Consider the following 14,190-nt stretch of genomic DNA (forward strand, 5'->3'; position numbering starts at 1 on the left):
TCAGCGCCTCTGGCCGGCAGGCAGCGAGGGGATCTGCTGGGGTTCGGCAACCGCGGCCGTGAGGTTTCCGGTTTCGTGGGCCAAACGGATAGCGTCGAGCTCCACCTTCACCGCGCCGATGTAGGTGGTGGCCACGATGGTGGTGGCCTTGGCGCGCTCGATGACCTGGCCCATCTGCTCTGCGCTCAGGTCGTCGTCGCCCAGGCGTTCGAGCATGGCCACCAGGTGATCGCGCACATCACTGACCTTGTTCTTCATCTTCTTGCTCCTTGATTCGCCGCCTGACCCGGCGGGTGATTCGCGCCTTCAGGTGGACCAGTTCTTTCAGTTCCGGTGGGAACCGGTTGTGGTAGCTGTTGCGCCGCATGTTCTCGGCGAGGGTCACGGTCTCGAGGCGATCAGCAGTGATCTCTGCGGCGACCAGCGTCTTCAGCCCCGGCCGGAACACCACGATGTGTCCCTCCGGTACCGGGCCGTTTGCCGCCTCCCAGACCATCACGTGCACCGGTCGCCAGCGGTTGACCGGGAACAGGGCTGGGTCGTCTGTGATCTTGCGCATCAGCACCTTCCGTTTCGGATCGACCTTCTCGGTCCCGATCGGCACGTAGTTGCGCGCCTCGCTGGCCGGCCGCCCCTTCTTGAACTGGGTTTCCCGCATTCGACCGGCGTGCCATCCCGGCCTGCGTAGTCCCTTGTTCGACGGTGTGGTGCCGGGCTTGAAGCGCGAGGCGATCGATCCCGGCTCCTGCGTCCCGTTCCAGAGCGCGGCCAGCGGCTGGGTATGGAAGTCGTCGGCCTTCTGCAGGCCCAGAGCCGCTGCTCGCCGGTACACCGCGGCTGTGGGCCGTTCGAGGACGTGCGCGATCAGGAAGGCGGGGAACCGCGGCCAGTTGAGCCGCAGCGTCTCGTCCTCGTCGGCGGTCCATGGCCGGCGCGCGTTGGGGTGTGACTTGCGCACCATGGCTCACGGGGTCCAATCCGAGCTGTTCGGGACCTGGGCCTGCCGCCGCGCGCGCTGCCGGACAGCTTCCTTCCGGAAGTACGCGCGGTGCTCGACCTTCTGACCGCGGATGCGGAAGCCCCAGCTGTGGGCGCGCGGCGGCAGCGTCAGCACCAGCGTCCAGGTGCCTTCAGCCTGCAGGTCCTCGGCAAGGGCGATCCGATGCCAGCCGTCAGCACGGCGGAACAGCAGCTGGCCAGCGCCGTACCAGGTCGACGAATACGGTTCCTCGGCGATCGCCGACGGCACCGCGTCCGGTACCGCCGGCAGCGGCCCGTCGAAGGGCCGGTGCTCGAAGTACCCGCCCCGCAGGATCAGACTGAAGAATGACCAGGGGTGATCATGGAAGACGCCGCCGTGGTCGCTGCTGCGGATGTGGTGCAGGCGCAGGGCCAACCAGGGCCGGGGTTGGCCACGGTCGTCGACGCCGGCGCGGCCGATGCGCAGCAGCCAGAAGCGGTCCATGTACGGCGTGCCATCGGCATTGGCGAGGTGGAAGTAGGGAGTGCGGGCGCCCCGCTGAATCAGTGCGGTTGCAAAGCGATCCAGCACGCGGCGGCCCATGGTGCGCGGCGCCGCCTGCAGATCCATGTAGCTGCCGCAGCGGCCGCACGACTCCATATCCGGCCAGTCACGGGCGCAGCCGAACAGGGCGCAGAGGAAGGCGCGCACGCGGCTCACGGCTGCTCGTCCCTGTAGGTCGGAACCAGGCCGCCGGCAGCGGTCAAGGTGCCAGCTTCGATTTGGCGCAGGCGGCGAGCACGTTCGGCCCGGCCACCGCCGGCCGGTGCCCACGTGGTGCGATGGCGGGCCGGCATGCGACGGACAGGGACGGCGCGCGCGGCGCGCGTCGGCTGCGCCAGTAGGGCAATCATCAGGGCGGCGAGGGAAGAGCGGCCAGTGCTGGGACGATGCGGATTCATGGAGACCTCATGCGTAGGTGGTGAGGTGGAAGTGCTCGCGAACCAGGTCGTAGAGCCGGCCGACTTCGCCGATCTGCAGGGCGAAGCGGGCATCGAACTCGGCGCGCCGGCCGTCTTCATCCCCGTGCTGCAGCTGCTCCATGGCGCCGTCCAGGAAGCGGAGCTTTCGGACGATCAGGTCGTCACCGAGGACGAAGGAGAGGTGGTCGTCCAGCACCAGGGCGAGCTTGGTGACCTGCTTGCCTGTCTCCAGGTGCAGGTCGACCTCGTCGCAGCGCAGTTCGTGGTGCTGGCAGCGAACGATTGCGCCGCCCTCAACCGGATCGCGGAGCTCGCATTCCTCGCCCAGGCTGAGGCCGTCGGGCAGCGGCTCGCCGGCAGCCCAGCCGGTCAGGATCGCCCGCGGCGAAACCTCGGCGTTCAGGGGCAGGGCGGGGAAGCTGCCGACCACGTTACGCAGCTGACTCATGGCGTACTCGCCGGTTTTGCGGCTGCTGGTGTCGACGAAGACGACACCGCGCTGGTGGTCAAGGTAGAGATCGGTCCGTGTTGGGCGGACGAAGGCCCGCGGCAGCAGCTCGTGCAGGAGATCGTCCTTGATGCGCTTCCGCTCGCGGCCGCCGGGGCGGCGCCCGTCGCGTTCCTCAATCTCCAGCAGTTTGAGTTCGAGCAGGTTGCTTACCACGGCAGGCGGGAGGATCTTCTCTTCGGCGCCGATGGCCATCCACATGCAGCGGCCGATCTCGTGCGACAGCAGCTCCTTCTCTTCGCGGCCGAACGGCGAAATGAAGCCGGCGGAGCACATTTCCAGCGGGCCGACCGGCTTCAGAGCGCTGGCTTTCAGGCCGTCCTGCCAGTCGAACATCTGCAGCTGCGGGTAAGTGAACATCGTGAGGTTGCGGAAGAACATCAGGTGTCTCCGGTCTGTTCAGAGGTGACGCTGCTGCCTTCGGGCAGCTCGGAAAGGCCCAGGGTGTAGAGCGCGTCGTCGATCGCCGCCTGCTCGGCTTCTGCGATGACGCTGTGCGGTCTGACCACGCCCGGGATGTGGACGTGGAAGAGCCTCACGGTTTGCAGGCCTCGGCAATGCGCTGGAACTTCCGCGCCCAGGTGGCCAGGTCGGGCTTCATCCCCGCGCTCCAGGCGATCTGGAAGATTGAGCCGAAGCGGATCCGCAGCGCGCGCCACTGGTCCGGCGGTGCGATGGAAACCGCGCGCTGGTAGCGCTGCACGCGCGCTGCGGCAGTGATCGCCGGCGGCATGCGGTCCAGGTCGTGCTGCAGGATTGCGTCGACGCCGTGGCCCAGCAGGTGCAGGTCTGCTGTCATGACATCGCCCTCCCGTGCACTACCCACAGTAGGTCGGCTAGTGCCGGCGGCACGGGGGACATGGCGCGCGCCTCGTAGAAGGCGGCTTCGATGATCTGCTCGAAGGTGCGGCCGTCAGGGGCGCGCGCGGTCTCGCCTTCAACCTTCAGGAGGCGGGCAAGGTAGTCCTTGCTGGCGGAGCCCAGATTCCCGACCAGGTCATCGAGGTCGATCTCCGCGTCGACGGTCATGGTCACCGAGTTCATGACAGTACCGCCCGGGATCCGAGGGCTGCCACGACACCCAGCACGAAGCCGGCCGCGCCGCCGATGGCCAAGACTCGCCGGAACAGGACGGCGGTGGCCTCGGCAATGATTTCCTCCGTCCTCATGCTGCACCGCCTTTCACACGCGCGAGGGCGCGTTGGCAGCGCGGGCAGGTCACAGGATGCGATTCGCAGGCGGTCCAGCCCACGGATCGGCGGCCTGGCGCTGCTCCGCACAAAGCCTTGCCGGTGGCTTCGACGAACCCACCGTGCTTGCGCACCTGGGCCGCAGGGATCGCGTGCAGGTTGGTGCCCTGGCCGCGCTCGAGGCCGTTTGCACATCGGCCGGCCAGCTTCGCCGCCAGCACATCGGCCACGGCGCTCATGCGGTACCGCCTTGGGGCATCACGAAGCGATAGCCGCGCAATCGAATGGTCTCGATGGCGTGCTTATGGCCAGCGGCAGCGAGCTTGCGGCGCACGCGCGAGACCAGGACCTGCAGGACGTTGGACTCGCGCGACGGCGGTTTGCTGTTCGGGTACATCGCGGCATGCAGCGCGTCGACCTCCACCAGGCGATCGGGTGCCCCGACCAGAACCTTCATCACCACGGCCTCTGTGCGGCTGAGCTTGATGCTGCTGCCGGCGATCAGCAGGCGCTGGCGCACGACGACCGCCATGGTGCCTTCGGCGCCCGCGCCGGCGGCCGTGGCGCAGCTGCTGCAGAGGTCGGGGCCGGCCCAGGAGCAACCGCCGGGGCAAGCCTGCAGGTCGGTGCAGCTGCACACCCGGCAGCGACGTTCGGTGGCGACCATCAGTGCACCTCCACGAAGGCCAAGTCATAGATGACGCACCGCGCCCGGGCCACCACGGGGGAGGTGGCTTTTTCCGCCGACAGGGGGACGACGGTATTGGCCCGGGCGCAGGCGTCGGGGGAAACGGAGTAGGTGCCGCCGACAACCGCGTCTACGGCATCGAGCGCCAGCTGCCAGCGGTAGGGGGAGAAGTCCTTGGCGAGCGCGGCGGACACGCCGGCCGCGCAGTCCGGCACACGGCCGGTGTCGTTGAAGCCGTTGAGCACCGCCTGGGCAATTGTGGTGCGCAGGCCCCAGTCGTTCTCGCTGGCCAGGGTGTAGACCTCCAGCGCCGCGCAGATGCGCGGGCTGGTGATCACCAGCGCAGCTGGTGCCCGGACGGCCTGGCCGGGTTCGTCTGTGGAAGGGGACGATGGGGAGAAGAGGGCGCCAAGGCCGGTGACTCCGAGAGCCCCCAGTGCCAGGTACAGCGACGAAGACAGTGCAGACATGTGCTCAACCATCCGTGCTTGGGATGGTGAGCACTCTAGTGCTTAATTATGTCTTGTCAAGCACTTTAATGCCTATGGCAGTGGCGGAGGCATTGCGCGAGGCCACTTTCCGCGCTGGACCAAGGTGTCGCGAGCTGCCTTCAGCGCTTCATCCGGAAGGACCGACGGTGCGGAGGCCCAGGCGTCCTCAGCGATCTGCATCAGCTCCCAGCAGACATCGCGGGTCTCGAGGTCGTAGTAGATGCGGCTGTTCGAGGGCTGATCCCAGAACCGCGCGACCGCCAGGCGCCAAGCGCCTTCTCGTGGGTCCATTGTTTCAGGCACGTTCGCATTGCCGCCTAGCCAGTTGCCGAATATGGCAGGCTGCCAATCGGCGGCTCGCGCCGCAAACCACCTGGCGACGCCGTACTCTGCGGTGGTGAGTACTACATCAATCTTGAGGCGATTCTTGGAGCCGTCCCGAGGGTAAAGGACCGCAGTGCCTGGAGTAGGTGCGGACCACTCCCAGAATGAGTGCTGAGGAAGACGCGCGGAATCTTGACGATCGACCGACGCTACGACGTAGATTGCAGGATTCTTCTCGACACGGAGTACGGCAGTCCCAGTGGTCTCTTCAATCCACTGGCACCAGCATCCCGTCCAGAGAAGCGACACAGGCTACCCCGCAGATCGCTGCTTAACCGCATGGCCGCCTGTGCCTCTGCCCATGGCCGAGACCAAGCGATCCACGGTTTCCCGATCCCCGGCTTCCAAGTCCAAGTAGTTTCCGAGCAACGTTGAAACCGACTCTAAGACAGCAGGATCTGAAGGGAAATTCGGCAGCAACAGTGCCCAAGGGGCTACGGAATAGGCTGCTGCTATGGCGTCGATAGTCCGGACTGTCGGATTCTTGAAATGCCCGCGGCCATACGTCATGAGGTCGCCGATCGCGCGTTGCGATACTCCAGCCCGCTGAGCCAGCGCCGCCTGGGAGTCGCCGCGCGCCTGCATGAAGCGGCGGACGTTGTCTGCAATCGTTACCACTGGGTCTACTTTCGCCATTCGTTCAGCGTAAGCACCGGCCTGCGCATTTTGGTGCTTGTCGAATAAGCATTGTAGTGCTACAAAGTCGCGCATGGACGCCGATACCCTCTTGCATCAAACCGTGGTGCGCCTGCGTGCGCATGAAGGGAAGTACGCCGAGATCGCCCGGCAGAACCCGGACATCGGCTATTCGTGGCTCACGAAGCTGGCGCACGGGCAGATCACGAACCCGACGATCGCCAGCCTGCAGCAGCTGATCGAGGCGCTGAATGCCTTCGAAGGCCTGGAGCGGGGCGGCCTGGCCGAAGTGGTGGCGCAGGCGGATCCGGTTATGGATCCGGTTATGGAACTGCGCGCCGAACCGAGCGGCGATGTGGACGTCGGCCGCATCGTCCCGCTGGAGACAGCCTGATGGCCCGCCGATACCTCAGCAATCCTCGCGATGGGGAGGATCGAGGCCATGGCCGGGATCGCAGGGAGCTGCGCGCGCTGCGGCAGAGGGTCCGCGACCTGGAAGCCCAGGTCGCGCACTACCAGCAGCCCGCCAATGAACGTTTCGAGGCGGCAATGGAGAGTGTCCGCTCGAGCATCGCCGAGCAGGAGCAGCAAGCCGCAAGGATGGTCAGTCAGCGGCAGGCTCTAGCCGAATGCCAGGGAACACTGCTTCCGCAGCAGCTTCGAACTGGCGGAGAAAGCGCGGATCGGGGATCTTCTCCCCGAACGCTTCATACGCTACTTGCAGAGACGCTTGCACGTCTCGCTTTGTGGCTGCGTCAGATCGTGCAAGGAGGCCGGTGATGATGGTCTGTTGCACGACGTCGGCACCCATGTCCTTGTACTCCTTCGTCAGTATGTCTTCGAAAGAGCTGTTGTTGGCTTCGGTCAAGCTGTTCAGTGCGTTGGCCATATCCACGATCTGTCGCTGTTGCTCGATGATCTGCCGGTTCTGCTCGACGAGCGCGCCTTCCAATGCCGCGAGCCGCTGCGCAACTTCCTGGTCCATGGTGATCTCCGTGGTGGGTGGGGTTGGGTGGTACCACCAAGCCTACCGGGAGATCGCCACCTTTTCCCGAGGGTGCCATGGCCGGTGATCGACGCAGCCCCCCCTCACCGAACACTTCCGGACTGCCGCCGGATACACCCACCGTCATGGTGGCGGTACTGCAACGCCTCGGTGCGTTGGAGCGGAAAGTCCGGGCGCTGGAGAAGAGGCAGCCGGCTGCTACCGCTCCGGCCCCTCCTGCTCCCGCGTCGCCTCCTTGCGCGCCAGCACCCGTTCACGTGAAGCAATCGCCTGGAGGATCTTCGATTCGGTCTCAAGCAACTCCTGCAGGATCCGCTCGCACGAGGGGTCGTGGCCTGCGCTGGCGCTTCTGTCGCGCATTCCTTGGATGGCGCGGCGAACCATCCCCAGCAGCAGCTTCAAGTTGGGATGACTGCCAATGAGCGCCGTGATCGTCCATGACTGTGCTTCTTGGACGTCTTCCATTGCTGCAAGACGTTCCTCGTACTTGGCGAAACGGGCTTCGATTTCAGCGGGGGTCATGCGTTCTTCCTGTGTGGGTCGATCGCTTTCGATTCTGCCAGTCGTTCAGAAATTTGTCTGCGCGTAAATTGCACCCCTTTTGCACGCATGTAGCACGCATTTCGCACGTATTTCGCACATATGCCGCGCGCCGCGCTACGCGCTACACGCGGACGACAAACTCCCGAGGACTCCCATGCCCTGGATCGAAGAAACCTGGTTGCACGACGCCCTGGCGGCCCTGAAGGCCACCTGCGACGTCGACGCCCACACCCGCAATGAAATGATCCAGTTCCTGCTGGACAACGGCTTCTGGGATCAGGAGAAGCTGAAGGACTGGGCCAGCGCTGTGGCTAAGTTCAACAGCTGCCTCAACCCCAACAAGGCCGAGTTCTTCAAGATCGGCGAGCTGTGGGCGCTGATGCGCCGCTTTGGCCGGCACCACCTCTTCCTGGCCATGGCCGCAGATCTCGGCTATGAGGTCCGTCCCATTCCCACCGAGCATCGCCGTCAGGCGTTGATGCAGCAGCTGCTCGACGTGCAGGCGCAATGCGCGGCTGCCTCCGAGCGCGTCGCGAGCCAGTTGGAACGCCTCAACACGCCCGCGCCGGAGCCGCGCCAGGGTGCCGTCCATGGACAGGGTCGCGCGCAGTTCAGCAGCCCCAACGAATGGAGCGCGCCTGCCAGGGCAAACGCCGTCGTAGTGGTGGGCTGCCCGTAACGGGATAGGCCTGCGTAATGAGCAACGAAATCACGAAGCTCTGCTGGCCACTGCAGATGCCGCCGCCCGCTAAGGCGGTGCTGATGGCGATCGCGTGGCACGCAGACGACTTCGGCATGGCCTTCCCGGGCTTCACCACGTTGATCGAGAAGACCTGCCTGAGCAAGACAGCGCTGCTCAGCGCGATCGCGTGGCTGGAGGACAACCAGGTGCTGACCATTCGACGTGGTGGCAGCGACGCCGGCGGGACGAAGTACAGCAACCGGTACAGCCTCAACCTTGGCCGTCTGGACAAGAACGCATTCGCGTCGAAGCCGCGACGTGCATCCAAACCGGTTCGCCAGACGGACCTGTCCGAGAGCAACGAGGGTCCTGACCGGTCCGCCACGCGTACCGGTACGGAGGCCGAACCGGTACGCGTCACGGACGGGTCGGAAGAGACTGAAGGCGCCGACCGGTACGCGGGAGATACCGGTACGCAAGAACGACCGGTGCGTCTCGCGGACTCGACCGGTACGTCTGGCGGACCTGACCGGTCCGTCTCGCGTACTCAACCGGTCCGCGAGACGGACCCTAAAGGTCATGAAAGGTCAGTAAAGGTCATTGAATCGTCAAACGCGCAGGCGCGCGACTGCGAAGCGGTGATGCCGCAGCTCAGCATCGACGAGGTCAATCGCGAGCTGATGGGCATTCCCCGTTTGCCGGCGGGTCTGGACCCGCAAGTCCTGGCCAGGTTCGTGCGGCACCGCCGTGTGCTGGGAAAGCCGATGACGATCAGCAGCTGGCTGGAGCTGCAGCCGCGATTCCGCCAGCTCACCGCCGACGGCCACGACCTCAACCGCTCCCTGCGCCAGACGATGGCTGCAGGCCTGGCACTGCCCGTAACACCGAAACCCGAGGGGACCGACCATGCCAACAATTCAGGCTCTGCTGCCGAACGCGTCCGACGTCGAGCAGAAGAGGACGAGCTCCGTGACGCCGCTGCAGAGGCAGACGCCGCCGCCGGCGCAGCAGGCGCCCTTGACGGCCCGGGCTACGCGAACGCTGTGGGTGCGCATGGCTGAGATCTACGGCTACCGCTGGACCAGCGCCTACGGCGAGGATCCCAGCGGCGGCGCCGCCGCGACGTGGGCGAAGGGGCTTGCCGGGCTCACCGGTGAGCAGCTGGCTGCGGGGCTGGGCTCGAGCATCGCCTCGGCTGACCCGTGGCCACCGACCCTGCCGGAATTCCGTCTGCGCTGCCTCGGCGTGCCGAGCTTTGCGGCTGTCCGCAACGACACCGGCCGCCAGGATGGCTTCACGCGCCTGGTGTGGCAGTACCTGGACGGCCATCGCTACCGCACGTCGAGCGCCGACAAGAGCGATCGCCTGTTGCGCGAAGCTTACGACCAGGCGCGCGAATACGTGATGCGCGGCGGGAAGCTGCCGGAAGAGCCGGTGGCGGTGCTCGGCCAAGCCGCTGTGACCACGCCGGTACCGGCCAGCCCTGAAGCCCTCCGCCGTGCCGAGCGCGAGATCGCGGAGATCTTCGGCAACGGATCTGCAGAGCCCGGCAACGACGACCACGCGCCGACGACGGGGAAGATGGCAGCGGCAGGGCTGGATCGATGATCGACCAGGAGCAACTGCGCAGCTACCACCGGTCGCAGGTGCTGTATGCCCTGCAGCAGGCCAGCGAGCCGATGACGGCCTCCGAAGTGCACGAGGGCATGACCACACTGGCGCTGGCCCTGGGTCACCCCAGGGAATGCGCTGCCATCACTCCCGCCGCGGTCGCCGGCATCCTCCGCGGCATGCTCGGCGAGCAGCTGGTCATCCAGGGCGAGGACAAGGCCAATCGACGCTACGGTCGTGCCGAGCCGACCTGGTCGGCCGCTGCTGGCCAAGCACGAGTGGTGCAGCCGTCGGCCCCGGGCAGGAGCGCGGCCGCGTTGGCTGTTGCGTCACCGATGGCGGGGCAGGGCACCCAGCTCCGCCAGATCACTATTGATCAGCGCCTGGCATTCCTGCAGGCAGAGTGCGCCGCGCTGCTGGCGGATGTGACCAAGGAACATGCGGCATTCGAGCTCAGGGTTCGAAGCCAGATGGAGGCGTTCGAGGCGCGCGCCGCACGGTTGCTGGGTCTGCCGCAGGACAGTGGCCAATGAGTAACCGGGGCCTTCGCTACAACCGCATCGAGGACATGCCGCAGGGCATGCAGCAGCTGGTGCACAAGGCTGGCCAAGCTGGCCCCCATCGCGGGCCCGTTGAGCACCAACAGCGCGCACCGGTGGAGAAGCGGCCGAAGTACGGCAATGTGATCACCACCGTGGATGGGATCCGCTTCGACTCCAAACGCGAGGCGCGCTACTACGAGCAGCTGAAGCTACGGCAGCAGGCGGGCGAGGTGCACTTCTGGCTGCGCCAGGTACCGATGCACCTGCCAGGCGGCACCAGGTACGTCCTGGACTTCCTGGTGTTTCTGCGCGACGGCAGTGTCGACTTCGTGGACGTGAAGGGGCGGGAGACGAAGGAATTCCGTATCAAGAAGCGCGAAGTGGAGCACCACTATCCGATCAAGGTGCTGCTGGCATGAGCGGCTGGAGATCGAGTGGCAGCGCAGCGGGCACTCGGGTCGACCTCAGCGCGGTGGCCACCACCGACCTGCTGCGGGAGATCGAGCGCCGGTGTTCGGTTGGCGGACCGCCCAAAGTTGATCGGCCGGGGAAGGAGCGGCCGTTCGCGACAAAGGCGCTCTGGGCCCAGGACAAGGTCAACCAGGCACGTGCCCGCCTCGCGGAGCTCCGTGCGCTGCCAGTCCCAGCCTGCGAGGCTGAGCGCGCTGCTCGTTCCGCTCAGGACTCTCAACTGGTCGCCGACGTCGTCAAGTACGACGGCATGGCCAAGGCATTCGCGAGGAAGGGTCAATGAAACCTGCAGAGCTCAAGGCGCGGTTCCCGACAGAGGCCGCGCTGTGCACGTGCCTGATCGACTGCCTGACCGCGACGGACGGCTGGGAGATCTACCCCGAGACGGCCGGCTTCGACATCCTGGCTGTGTGGAAGGCGACTGGGCACCAGCTCGGCATCGAGGCGAAACTGCAGCTCAATGCCAAGGTGGCCGATCAGATCCTGCCGGCGCACTGGAGCAACAGCGACCAGCGGGGCCCGGACTTCAGGGCTGTGCTGGTGCCCTGCACGACGGCAGCCAACTACGGCATTGCGCGCATGCTCGATGCGCTGGGCGTACAGGTCCTGGTCCCGGACAGCTGCACCGCCCGGTGGAAGACGGACCCCGGGCAGCAGATTCAGCGCGAGGTTCAGCGGCATGGCCTGCACCAGGCCGCCCCATGGGACCGTGCATCCGGCGATCTCCGCGAGTGGGGACCCACAGCATGGTTCGACTGGAACCCCACCAAACGCTGTGAATTGCCTGAGTTTGTGCCGAAGGTGGCCGCAGGCGTTCCGGCGCCGCTGCAGTTGACGCCCTGGAAGGTGGGCGCGCTGAAGGTGCTGGCCGATCTCGAGCTCGATGGATTCACGACGGCGAAGGATGTCCGGGCCCATGGCGTGGATCCGCGCCGCTTCTGTGCAACCGATGGATGGCTGAAGCAACTGGGCGGCGGGAAATGGGCCCGCGGAACCCTCCCTGCTTTCGAGGACCAGCACCCCGAGGCCTATGCCCAGGTGCTGGCCCAGGCGCGCGAGGCGCGCGCTGCAGTTGCTGCAAAGAAGATCCAGGAACAGACGTCATGAACGAAACTGCAGTCGGTACCAACGCGCTCGCAGCCGCGCGCGAGCTCGAGGTGGCTTTCCTCGAAAAGAAGAGGATCCCCTCCTGCGCCAACTGCAATGGCAGGGCCAGGGTGTGCTGGCCCGCCCGCGAGTCACAGCCTGTGCAGTTCCAGTGCCAGCGGTGCGGTCCGCGAACCGGCGTATTTGATAGCGCAGCACCTTTCCAGTGCGGCCGGTGCGGCACCGCCGCGGCGGGCCTGTTCCCCCGCGGTGCACAGATTCAGTGCTGCAGCTGCAGGGCATCCTCAGCAGTGTTCGTTGGTCCGGATCCCGCTGGCGCTCTGGCGGCGGCGCTGGATGCCTGGTGCCGCCGTGCGCCCGTTCTTCCATCGGCGGCGGACGACAGTGCAGGCCAGCGGCGCCGGGGCGCAGCCCCGAATGGATTCGACGACGAGGGCAAGGGCGACGTCTTGGAGCTGCTGTCGCGGCTGCTGGTCGGCGGGAGCTACCGCATGCCCGTTGAAGGGCGCGGCACCTTGGCGCCGCTGGGCAGCAGCGACATCGCCGGCGCAGTCGGTTACATGCGCAATCCGCTAGAGAAGCACACCGCGCTCGCCGTAGCGACGAGGATGGGCCCGGCCGCGATCGCACGGCTCTCCCTCGCTGCCTATCGTCAGGTGGCCAAGGACGTGCGAGCAATGCGGCCGCGGCCGCTGGATCTCGGCAAACCGGCAGATCGTTGGCGCCTGCGCCTGGTGATCTACGACGCAGCCCACGAACTGGTGTGGCCAGAGCGGCGTCAGCCGTTCGCCGGCCTGGCCAAGTCCGCCAAGATGCGCAAGGGCAACTACATCAAGGTCCACAAGTGCGCCAGCGCTGTCCTGCAGGAAGCGCTTCATGGCGGCAGGAAGGGATTCCGCAAAGCCCTGTGGTTCGGGCAGCCCGCGCATGATCAGGCGGAAGAGCGCGATGCGGCGGGCCGGGCTTGATACCGGCTTCCCTATTCGTCTTGCTCCAAGGGACCGTTTCCGCTAGCAGGCTGTCCATCCACGCCGCCGCTGCACCGCGGCGCCGGTCTATCCGCATGCGTGTTCAGCGCATCGATAGTCTGCCTATCGGGCGCCTCAGTGCTCGAGGCGGAGGGCTACCCTTGTCCCTGCAACCACTGCTAGATAGCGAGCGTTGAAGCGTTCAAACGCCTCCGAAATCTCTGACTCCGCAACTTCCCAATCGTCCCTCTGTTCAGGACTCACTTCGCGGCCGATCAGGTCCGGCGGCAAAGCGAGGTCGCGCCGGATCCGCGCGATGAGCATTGCGCTTCCACCCAGCTGCAACACATCTTGGCTAACTGGGGTTCCGAAAAGGTATTGAAATGTGGGTGCCAGAGCGAGGATGGCGTCTGCTTCTGGCATATGCTGGAGATTCCTGAACGTTGATACCGTGCGCCTTAGCTCTTCGAAAGCGGCAAATCTGCGATCAAAGAGATCTGCTTTCAGCTTGTTGCGCGCCGTGCGCCACTGCTGCCATGCGACATACGCAACCATCGCGGTCAAAGCCAGCTGGCCTGCTGCAGTGACCAGTTTGATTTGAAGATCCGTCATTCCGAGTACGGTCTCAACCATTGCGACGCCCTCCCTGTATTGGCCGGGATTATCACATTTGTTAAGGTTTGTTAGGGCCAAAACGGTCAATAGGGGGATTCATGAAGACCGAATGGGTTTTGATCACAGCAAACCGGCTTGCCATTTCGTGGGCCATTGCTGCCGTTAGCGCGTACCTATGCGACCGCTTCTCTGGGAACAGCGGCGCGACCTTGTACTCCATCGTGATGATTGGGTTTGCCATTGCCGTCCTCGTGGACGGCTTTCTTGACGTGTTTGAGGCAGAAAGACCCCGGGGGCTGCCATGGGGAACAATGGTCTCTTTCATCATCATTGTGCTCAGCGCGATGGCGATGCTCGGGCTGTGGTTGGACACGTACTGCAAGGCGCCCGGGAACAAAGCTGTTTGGATTTGTTCATATATCTGACCTCAGTTGTTCCTCATGAGGAGGATTTCTTCCTCATGAGGAACCGCAGTTGCCTCGGGAACCGAAAGTAGGTTTGAATTCCTACAGTGGGCGTTCTTATGGGCGCCTCAATTCAAAGGCCGTTGGTTGACCAGGACGTGGGAGTCCGCTGGTCGATCAGCGGCCTTCTTGTTTGCGGGGTAGAGCAGTCCGGCAGCTCGCGTGGCTCATAACCACGAGGTCGGTGGTTCGAATCCACCTCCCGCTACCAAACGGCCGGTAGTCATGGCCACCACTCAAGCCAGCACATAGGCCGTCGTGAGACGCGCCGCTGGTGTCCGCGCGACCTTGCAACCGCGGTAGTGGTGGGCCATGCCGGCCTCCTTTCATTGGGGGAACC

The 14,190-nt window shown here is 65.4% G+C and carries 24 protein-coding genes and 1 tRNA gene; 11 read left to right on the top strand and 14 right to left on the bottom strand.

Translation table 11 applies throughout. The annotated features are described in order from the left end of the window. The 11 genes from AC5P6X_RS02495 to AC5P6X_RS02545 all read right to left on the bottom strand — a co-directional run bounded on the left by AC5P6X_RS02495 (position 1) and on the right by AC5P6X_RS02545 (position 5,916). Positions 1–258, bottom strand: coding sequence for a hypothetical protein (locus AC5P6X_RS02495; protein ID WP_197586122.1), 258 nt, complete (start codon positions 256–258; stop codon positions 1–3). Then, positions 239–961 (bottom strand): HNH endonuclease, encoded by a 723-nt coding sequence (locus AC5P6X_RS02500; RefSeq protein WP_495215304.1) that lies wholly within the window; start codon positions 959–961, stop codon positions 239–241. The genes AC5P6X_RS02495 and AC5P6X_RS02500 overlap by 20 nt, the downstream gene beginning before the upstream one ends. A gap of 3 nt (positions 962–964) precedes the next feature. Next, positions 965–1,681: a hypothetical protein gene (locus AC5P6X_RS02505; RefSeq protein ID WP_495215305.1), complete on the bottom strand. Its 717-nt coding sequence runs from the start codon at positions 1,679–1,681 to the stop codon at positions 965–967. A gap of 249 nt (positions 1,682–1,930) precedes the next feature. After that, positions 1,931–2,833, bottom strand: a complete 903-nt coding sequence (locus tag AC5P6X_RS02510) for a recombination-associated protein RdgC (protein WP_495215306.1) — start codon at positions 2,831–2,833, stop codon at positions 1,931–1,933. Then, positions 2,833–2,961, bottom strand: a complete 129-nt coding sequence (locus tag AC5P6X_RS02515) for a hypothetical protein (protein WP_254919409.1) — start codon at positions 2,959–2,961, stop codon at positions 2,833–2,835. The genes AC5P6X_RS02510 and AC5P6X_RS02515 overlap by 1 nt, the downstream gene beginning before the upstream one ends. Positions 2,962–2,987: 26 nt before the next feature. After that, the gene (locus AC5P6X_RS02520; RefSeq protein ID WP_099483953.1) at positions 2,988–3,251 is read right to left on the bottom strand and encodes a hypothetical protein; all 264 of its coding nucleotides are present in this window, start codon (positions 3,249–3,251) and stop codon (positions 2,988–2,990) included. Then, positions 3,248–3,496: a hypothetical protein gene (locus tag AC5P6X_RS02525; protein ID WP_049485231.1), complete on the bottom strand. Its 249-nt coding sequence runs from the start codon at positions 3,494–3,496 to the stop codon at positions 3,248–3,250. The genes AC5P6X_RS02520 and AC5P6X_RS02525 overlap by 4 nt, the downstream gene beginning before the upstream one ends. 121 nt (positions 3,497–3,617) lie before the next feature. Then, a complete protein-coding gene (locus AC5P6X_RS02530; RefSeq protein ID WP_197576326.1) occupies positions 3,618–3,881 on the bottom strand; it encodes a hypothetical protein in 264 nt (87 codons plus the stop codon). Next, positions 3,878–4,309, bottom strand: coding sequence for a helix-turn-helix domain-containing protein (locus tag AC5P6X_RS02535; RefSeq protein WP_495215307.1), 432 nt, complete (start codon positions 4,307–4,309; stop codon positions 3,878–3,880). The genes AC5P6X_RS02530 and AC5P6X_RS02535 overlap by 4 nt, the downstream gene beginning before the upstream one ends. Next, entirely contained in the window at positions 4,309–4,800 is a 492-nt protein-coding gene (locus AC5P6X_RS02540; protein WP_495215308.1) for a hypothetical protein, read from the bottom strand. The genes AC5P6X_RS02535 and AC5P6X_RS02540 overlap by 1 nt, the downstream gene beginning before the upstream one ends. 657 nt (positions 4,801–5,457) lie before the next feature. Then, the gene (locus AC5P6X_RS02545) at positions 5,458–5,916 is read right to left on the bottom strand and encodes a helix-turn-helix domain-containing protein (protein ID WP_239498898.1); all 459 of its coding nucleotides are present in this window, start codon (positions 5,914–5,916) and stop codon (positions 5,458–5,460) included. Here AC5P6X_RS02545 and AC5P6X_RS02550 point away from each other — a divergent pair. After that, on the top strand, positions 5,915–6,235 hold the full coding sequence (locus AC5P6X_RS02550) for a hypothetical protein (RefSeq protein WP_495215309.1): 321 nt from the start codon (positions 5,915–5,917) through the stop codon (positions 6,233–6,235). The genes AC5P6X_RS02545 and AC5P6X_RS02550 overlap by 2 nt on opposite strands. A gap of 210 nt (positions 6,236–6,445) precedes the next feature. Here AC5P6X_RS02550 and AC5P6X_RS02555 read toward each other — a convergent pair whose 3' ends face one another. Together AC5P6X_RS02555 and AC5P6X_RS02560 are read right to left on the bottom strand one after the other, a co-directional pair. Beyond that, a complete protein-coding gene (locus tag AC5P6X_RS02555; protein ID WP_088435593.1) occupies positions 6,446–6,826 on the bottom strand; it encodes a hypothetical protein in 381 nt (126 codons plus the stop codon). A gap of 219 nt (positions 6,827–7,045) precedes the next feature. After that, on the bottom strand, positions 7,046–7,369 hold the full coding sequence (locus AC5P6X_RS02560) for a hypothetical protein (protein WP_495215310.1): 324 nt from the start codon (positions 7,367–7,369) through the stop codon (positions 7,046–7,048). Positions 7,370–7,544: 175 nt separating this feature from the next. Between AC5P6X_RS02560 and AC5P6X_RS02565 the strand changes: the two genes are divergently transcribed. The 8 genes from AC5P6X_RS02565 to AC5P6X_RS02600 are packed head-to-tail and all read left to right on the top strand — an operon-like array spanning position 7,545 to position 12,771. Beyond that, a complete protein-coding gene (locus AC5P6X_RS02565; RefSeq protein ID WP_495215311.1) occupies positions 7,545–8,069 on the top strand; it encodes a hypothetical protein in 525 nt (174 codons plus the stop codon). A 17-nt stretch (positions 8,070–8,086) separates the two neighbouring features. After that, positions 8,087–9,133 (top strand): helix-turn-helix domain-containing protein, encoded by a 1,047-nt coding sequence (locus tag AC5P6X_RS02570; protein WP_495215312.1) that lies wholly within the window; start codon positions 8,087–8,089, stop codon positions 9,131–9,133. Continuing rightward, a complete protein-coding gene (locus AC5P6X_RS02575) occupies positions 9,126–9,680 on the top strand; it encodes a hypothetical protein (protein ID WP_060379989.1) in 555 nt (184 codons plus the stop codon). Before AC5P6X_RS02570 ends, AC5P6X_RS02575 begins: the two co-directional genes overlap by 8 nt. Further along, positions 9,677–10,216 (top strand): hypothetical protein, encoded by a 540-nt coding sequence (locus AC5P6X_RS02580; protein WP_495215313.1) that lies wholly within the window; start codon positions 9,677–9,679, stop codon positions 10,214–10,216. Before AC5P6X_RS02575 ends, AC5P6X_RS02580 begins: the two co-directional genes overlap by 4 nt. Further along, positions 10,213–10,644 carry a DUF1064 domain-containing protein gene (locus tag AC5P6X_RS02585; RefSeq protein ID WP_495215314.1) on the top strand — a complete coding sequence of 144 codons (432 nt, stop codon included), beginning with the start codon at positions 10,213–10,215 and terminating at the stop codon, positions 10,642–10,644. The genes AC5P6X_RS02580 and AC5P6X_RS02585 overlap by 4 nt, the downstream gene beginning before the upstream one ends. Before the next feature lie 53 nt (positions 10,645–10,697). Then, positions 10,698–10,979, top strand: coding sequence for a hypothetical protein (locus tag AC5P6X_RS02590; RefSeq protein WP_495215315.1), 282 nt, complete (start codon positions 10,698–10,700; stop codon positions 10,977–10,979). Beyond that, on the top strand, positions 10,976–11,803 hold the full coding sequence (locus tag AC5P6X_RS02595; RefSeq protein WP_495215316.1) for a hypothetical protein: 828 nt from the start codon (positions 10,976–10,978) through the stop codon (positions 11,801–11,803). The genes AC5P6X_RS02590 and AC5P6X_RS02595 overlap by 4 nt, the downstream gene beginning before the upstream one ends. Further along, positions 11,800–12,771 (top strand): hypothetical protein, encoded by a 972-nt coding sequence (locus tag AC5P6X_RS02600; protein WP_495215317.1) that lies wholly within the window; start codon positions 11,800–11,802, stop codon positions 12,769–12,771. The genes AC5P6X_RS02595 and AC5P6X_RS02600 overlap by 4 nt, the downstream gene beginning before the upstream one ends. A 135-nt stretch (positions 12,772–12,906) precedes the next feature. Here AC5P6X_RS02600 and AC5P6X_RS02605 read toward each other — a convergent pair whose 3' ends face one another. Then, positions 12,907–13,404 (bottom strand): hypothetical protein, encoded by a 498-nt coding sequence (locus AC5P6X_RS02605; protein ID WP_143569558.1) that lies wholly within the window; start codon positions 13,402–13,404, stop codon positions 12,907–12,909. An 80-nt stretch (positions 13,405–13,484) separates the two neighbouring features. Here AC5P6X_RS02605 and AC5P6X_RS02610 point away from each other — a divergent pair, with 80 nt between their 5' ends. After that, complete coding sequence (locus AC5P6X_RS02610) at positions 13,485–13,811, top strand: hypothetical protein (RefSeq protein ID WP_099483970.1); 327 nt, start codon at positions 13,485–13,487, stop codon at positions 13,809–13,811. Positions 13,812–13,984: 173 nt separating this feature from the next. Then, positions 13,985–14,061 (top strand) — tRNA-Met (locus AC5P6X_RS02615). Positions 14,062–14,190: the final 129 nt, after the last annotated feature.

It is taken from the genome of Stenotrophomonas sp. YJH_SMC_40 (genome assembly GCF_059368615.1).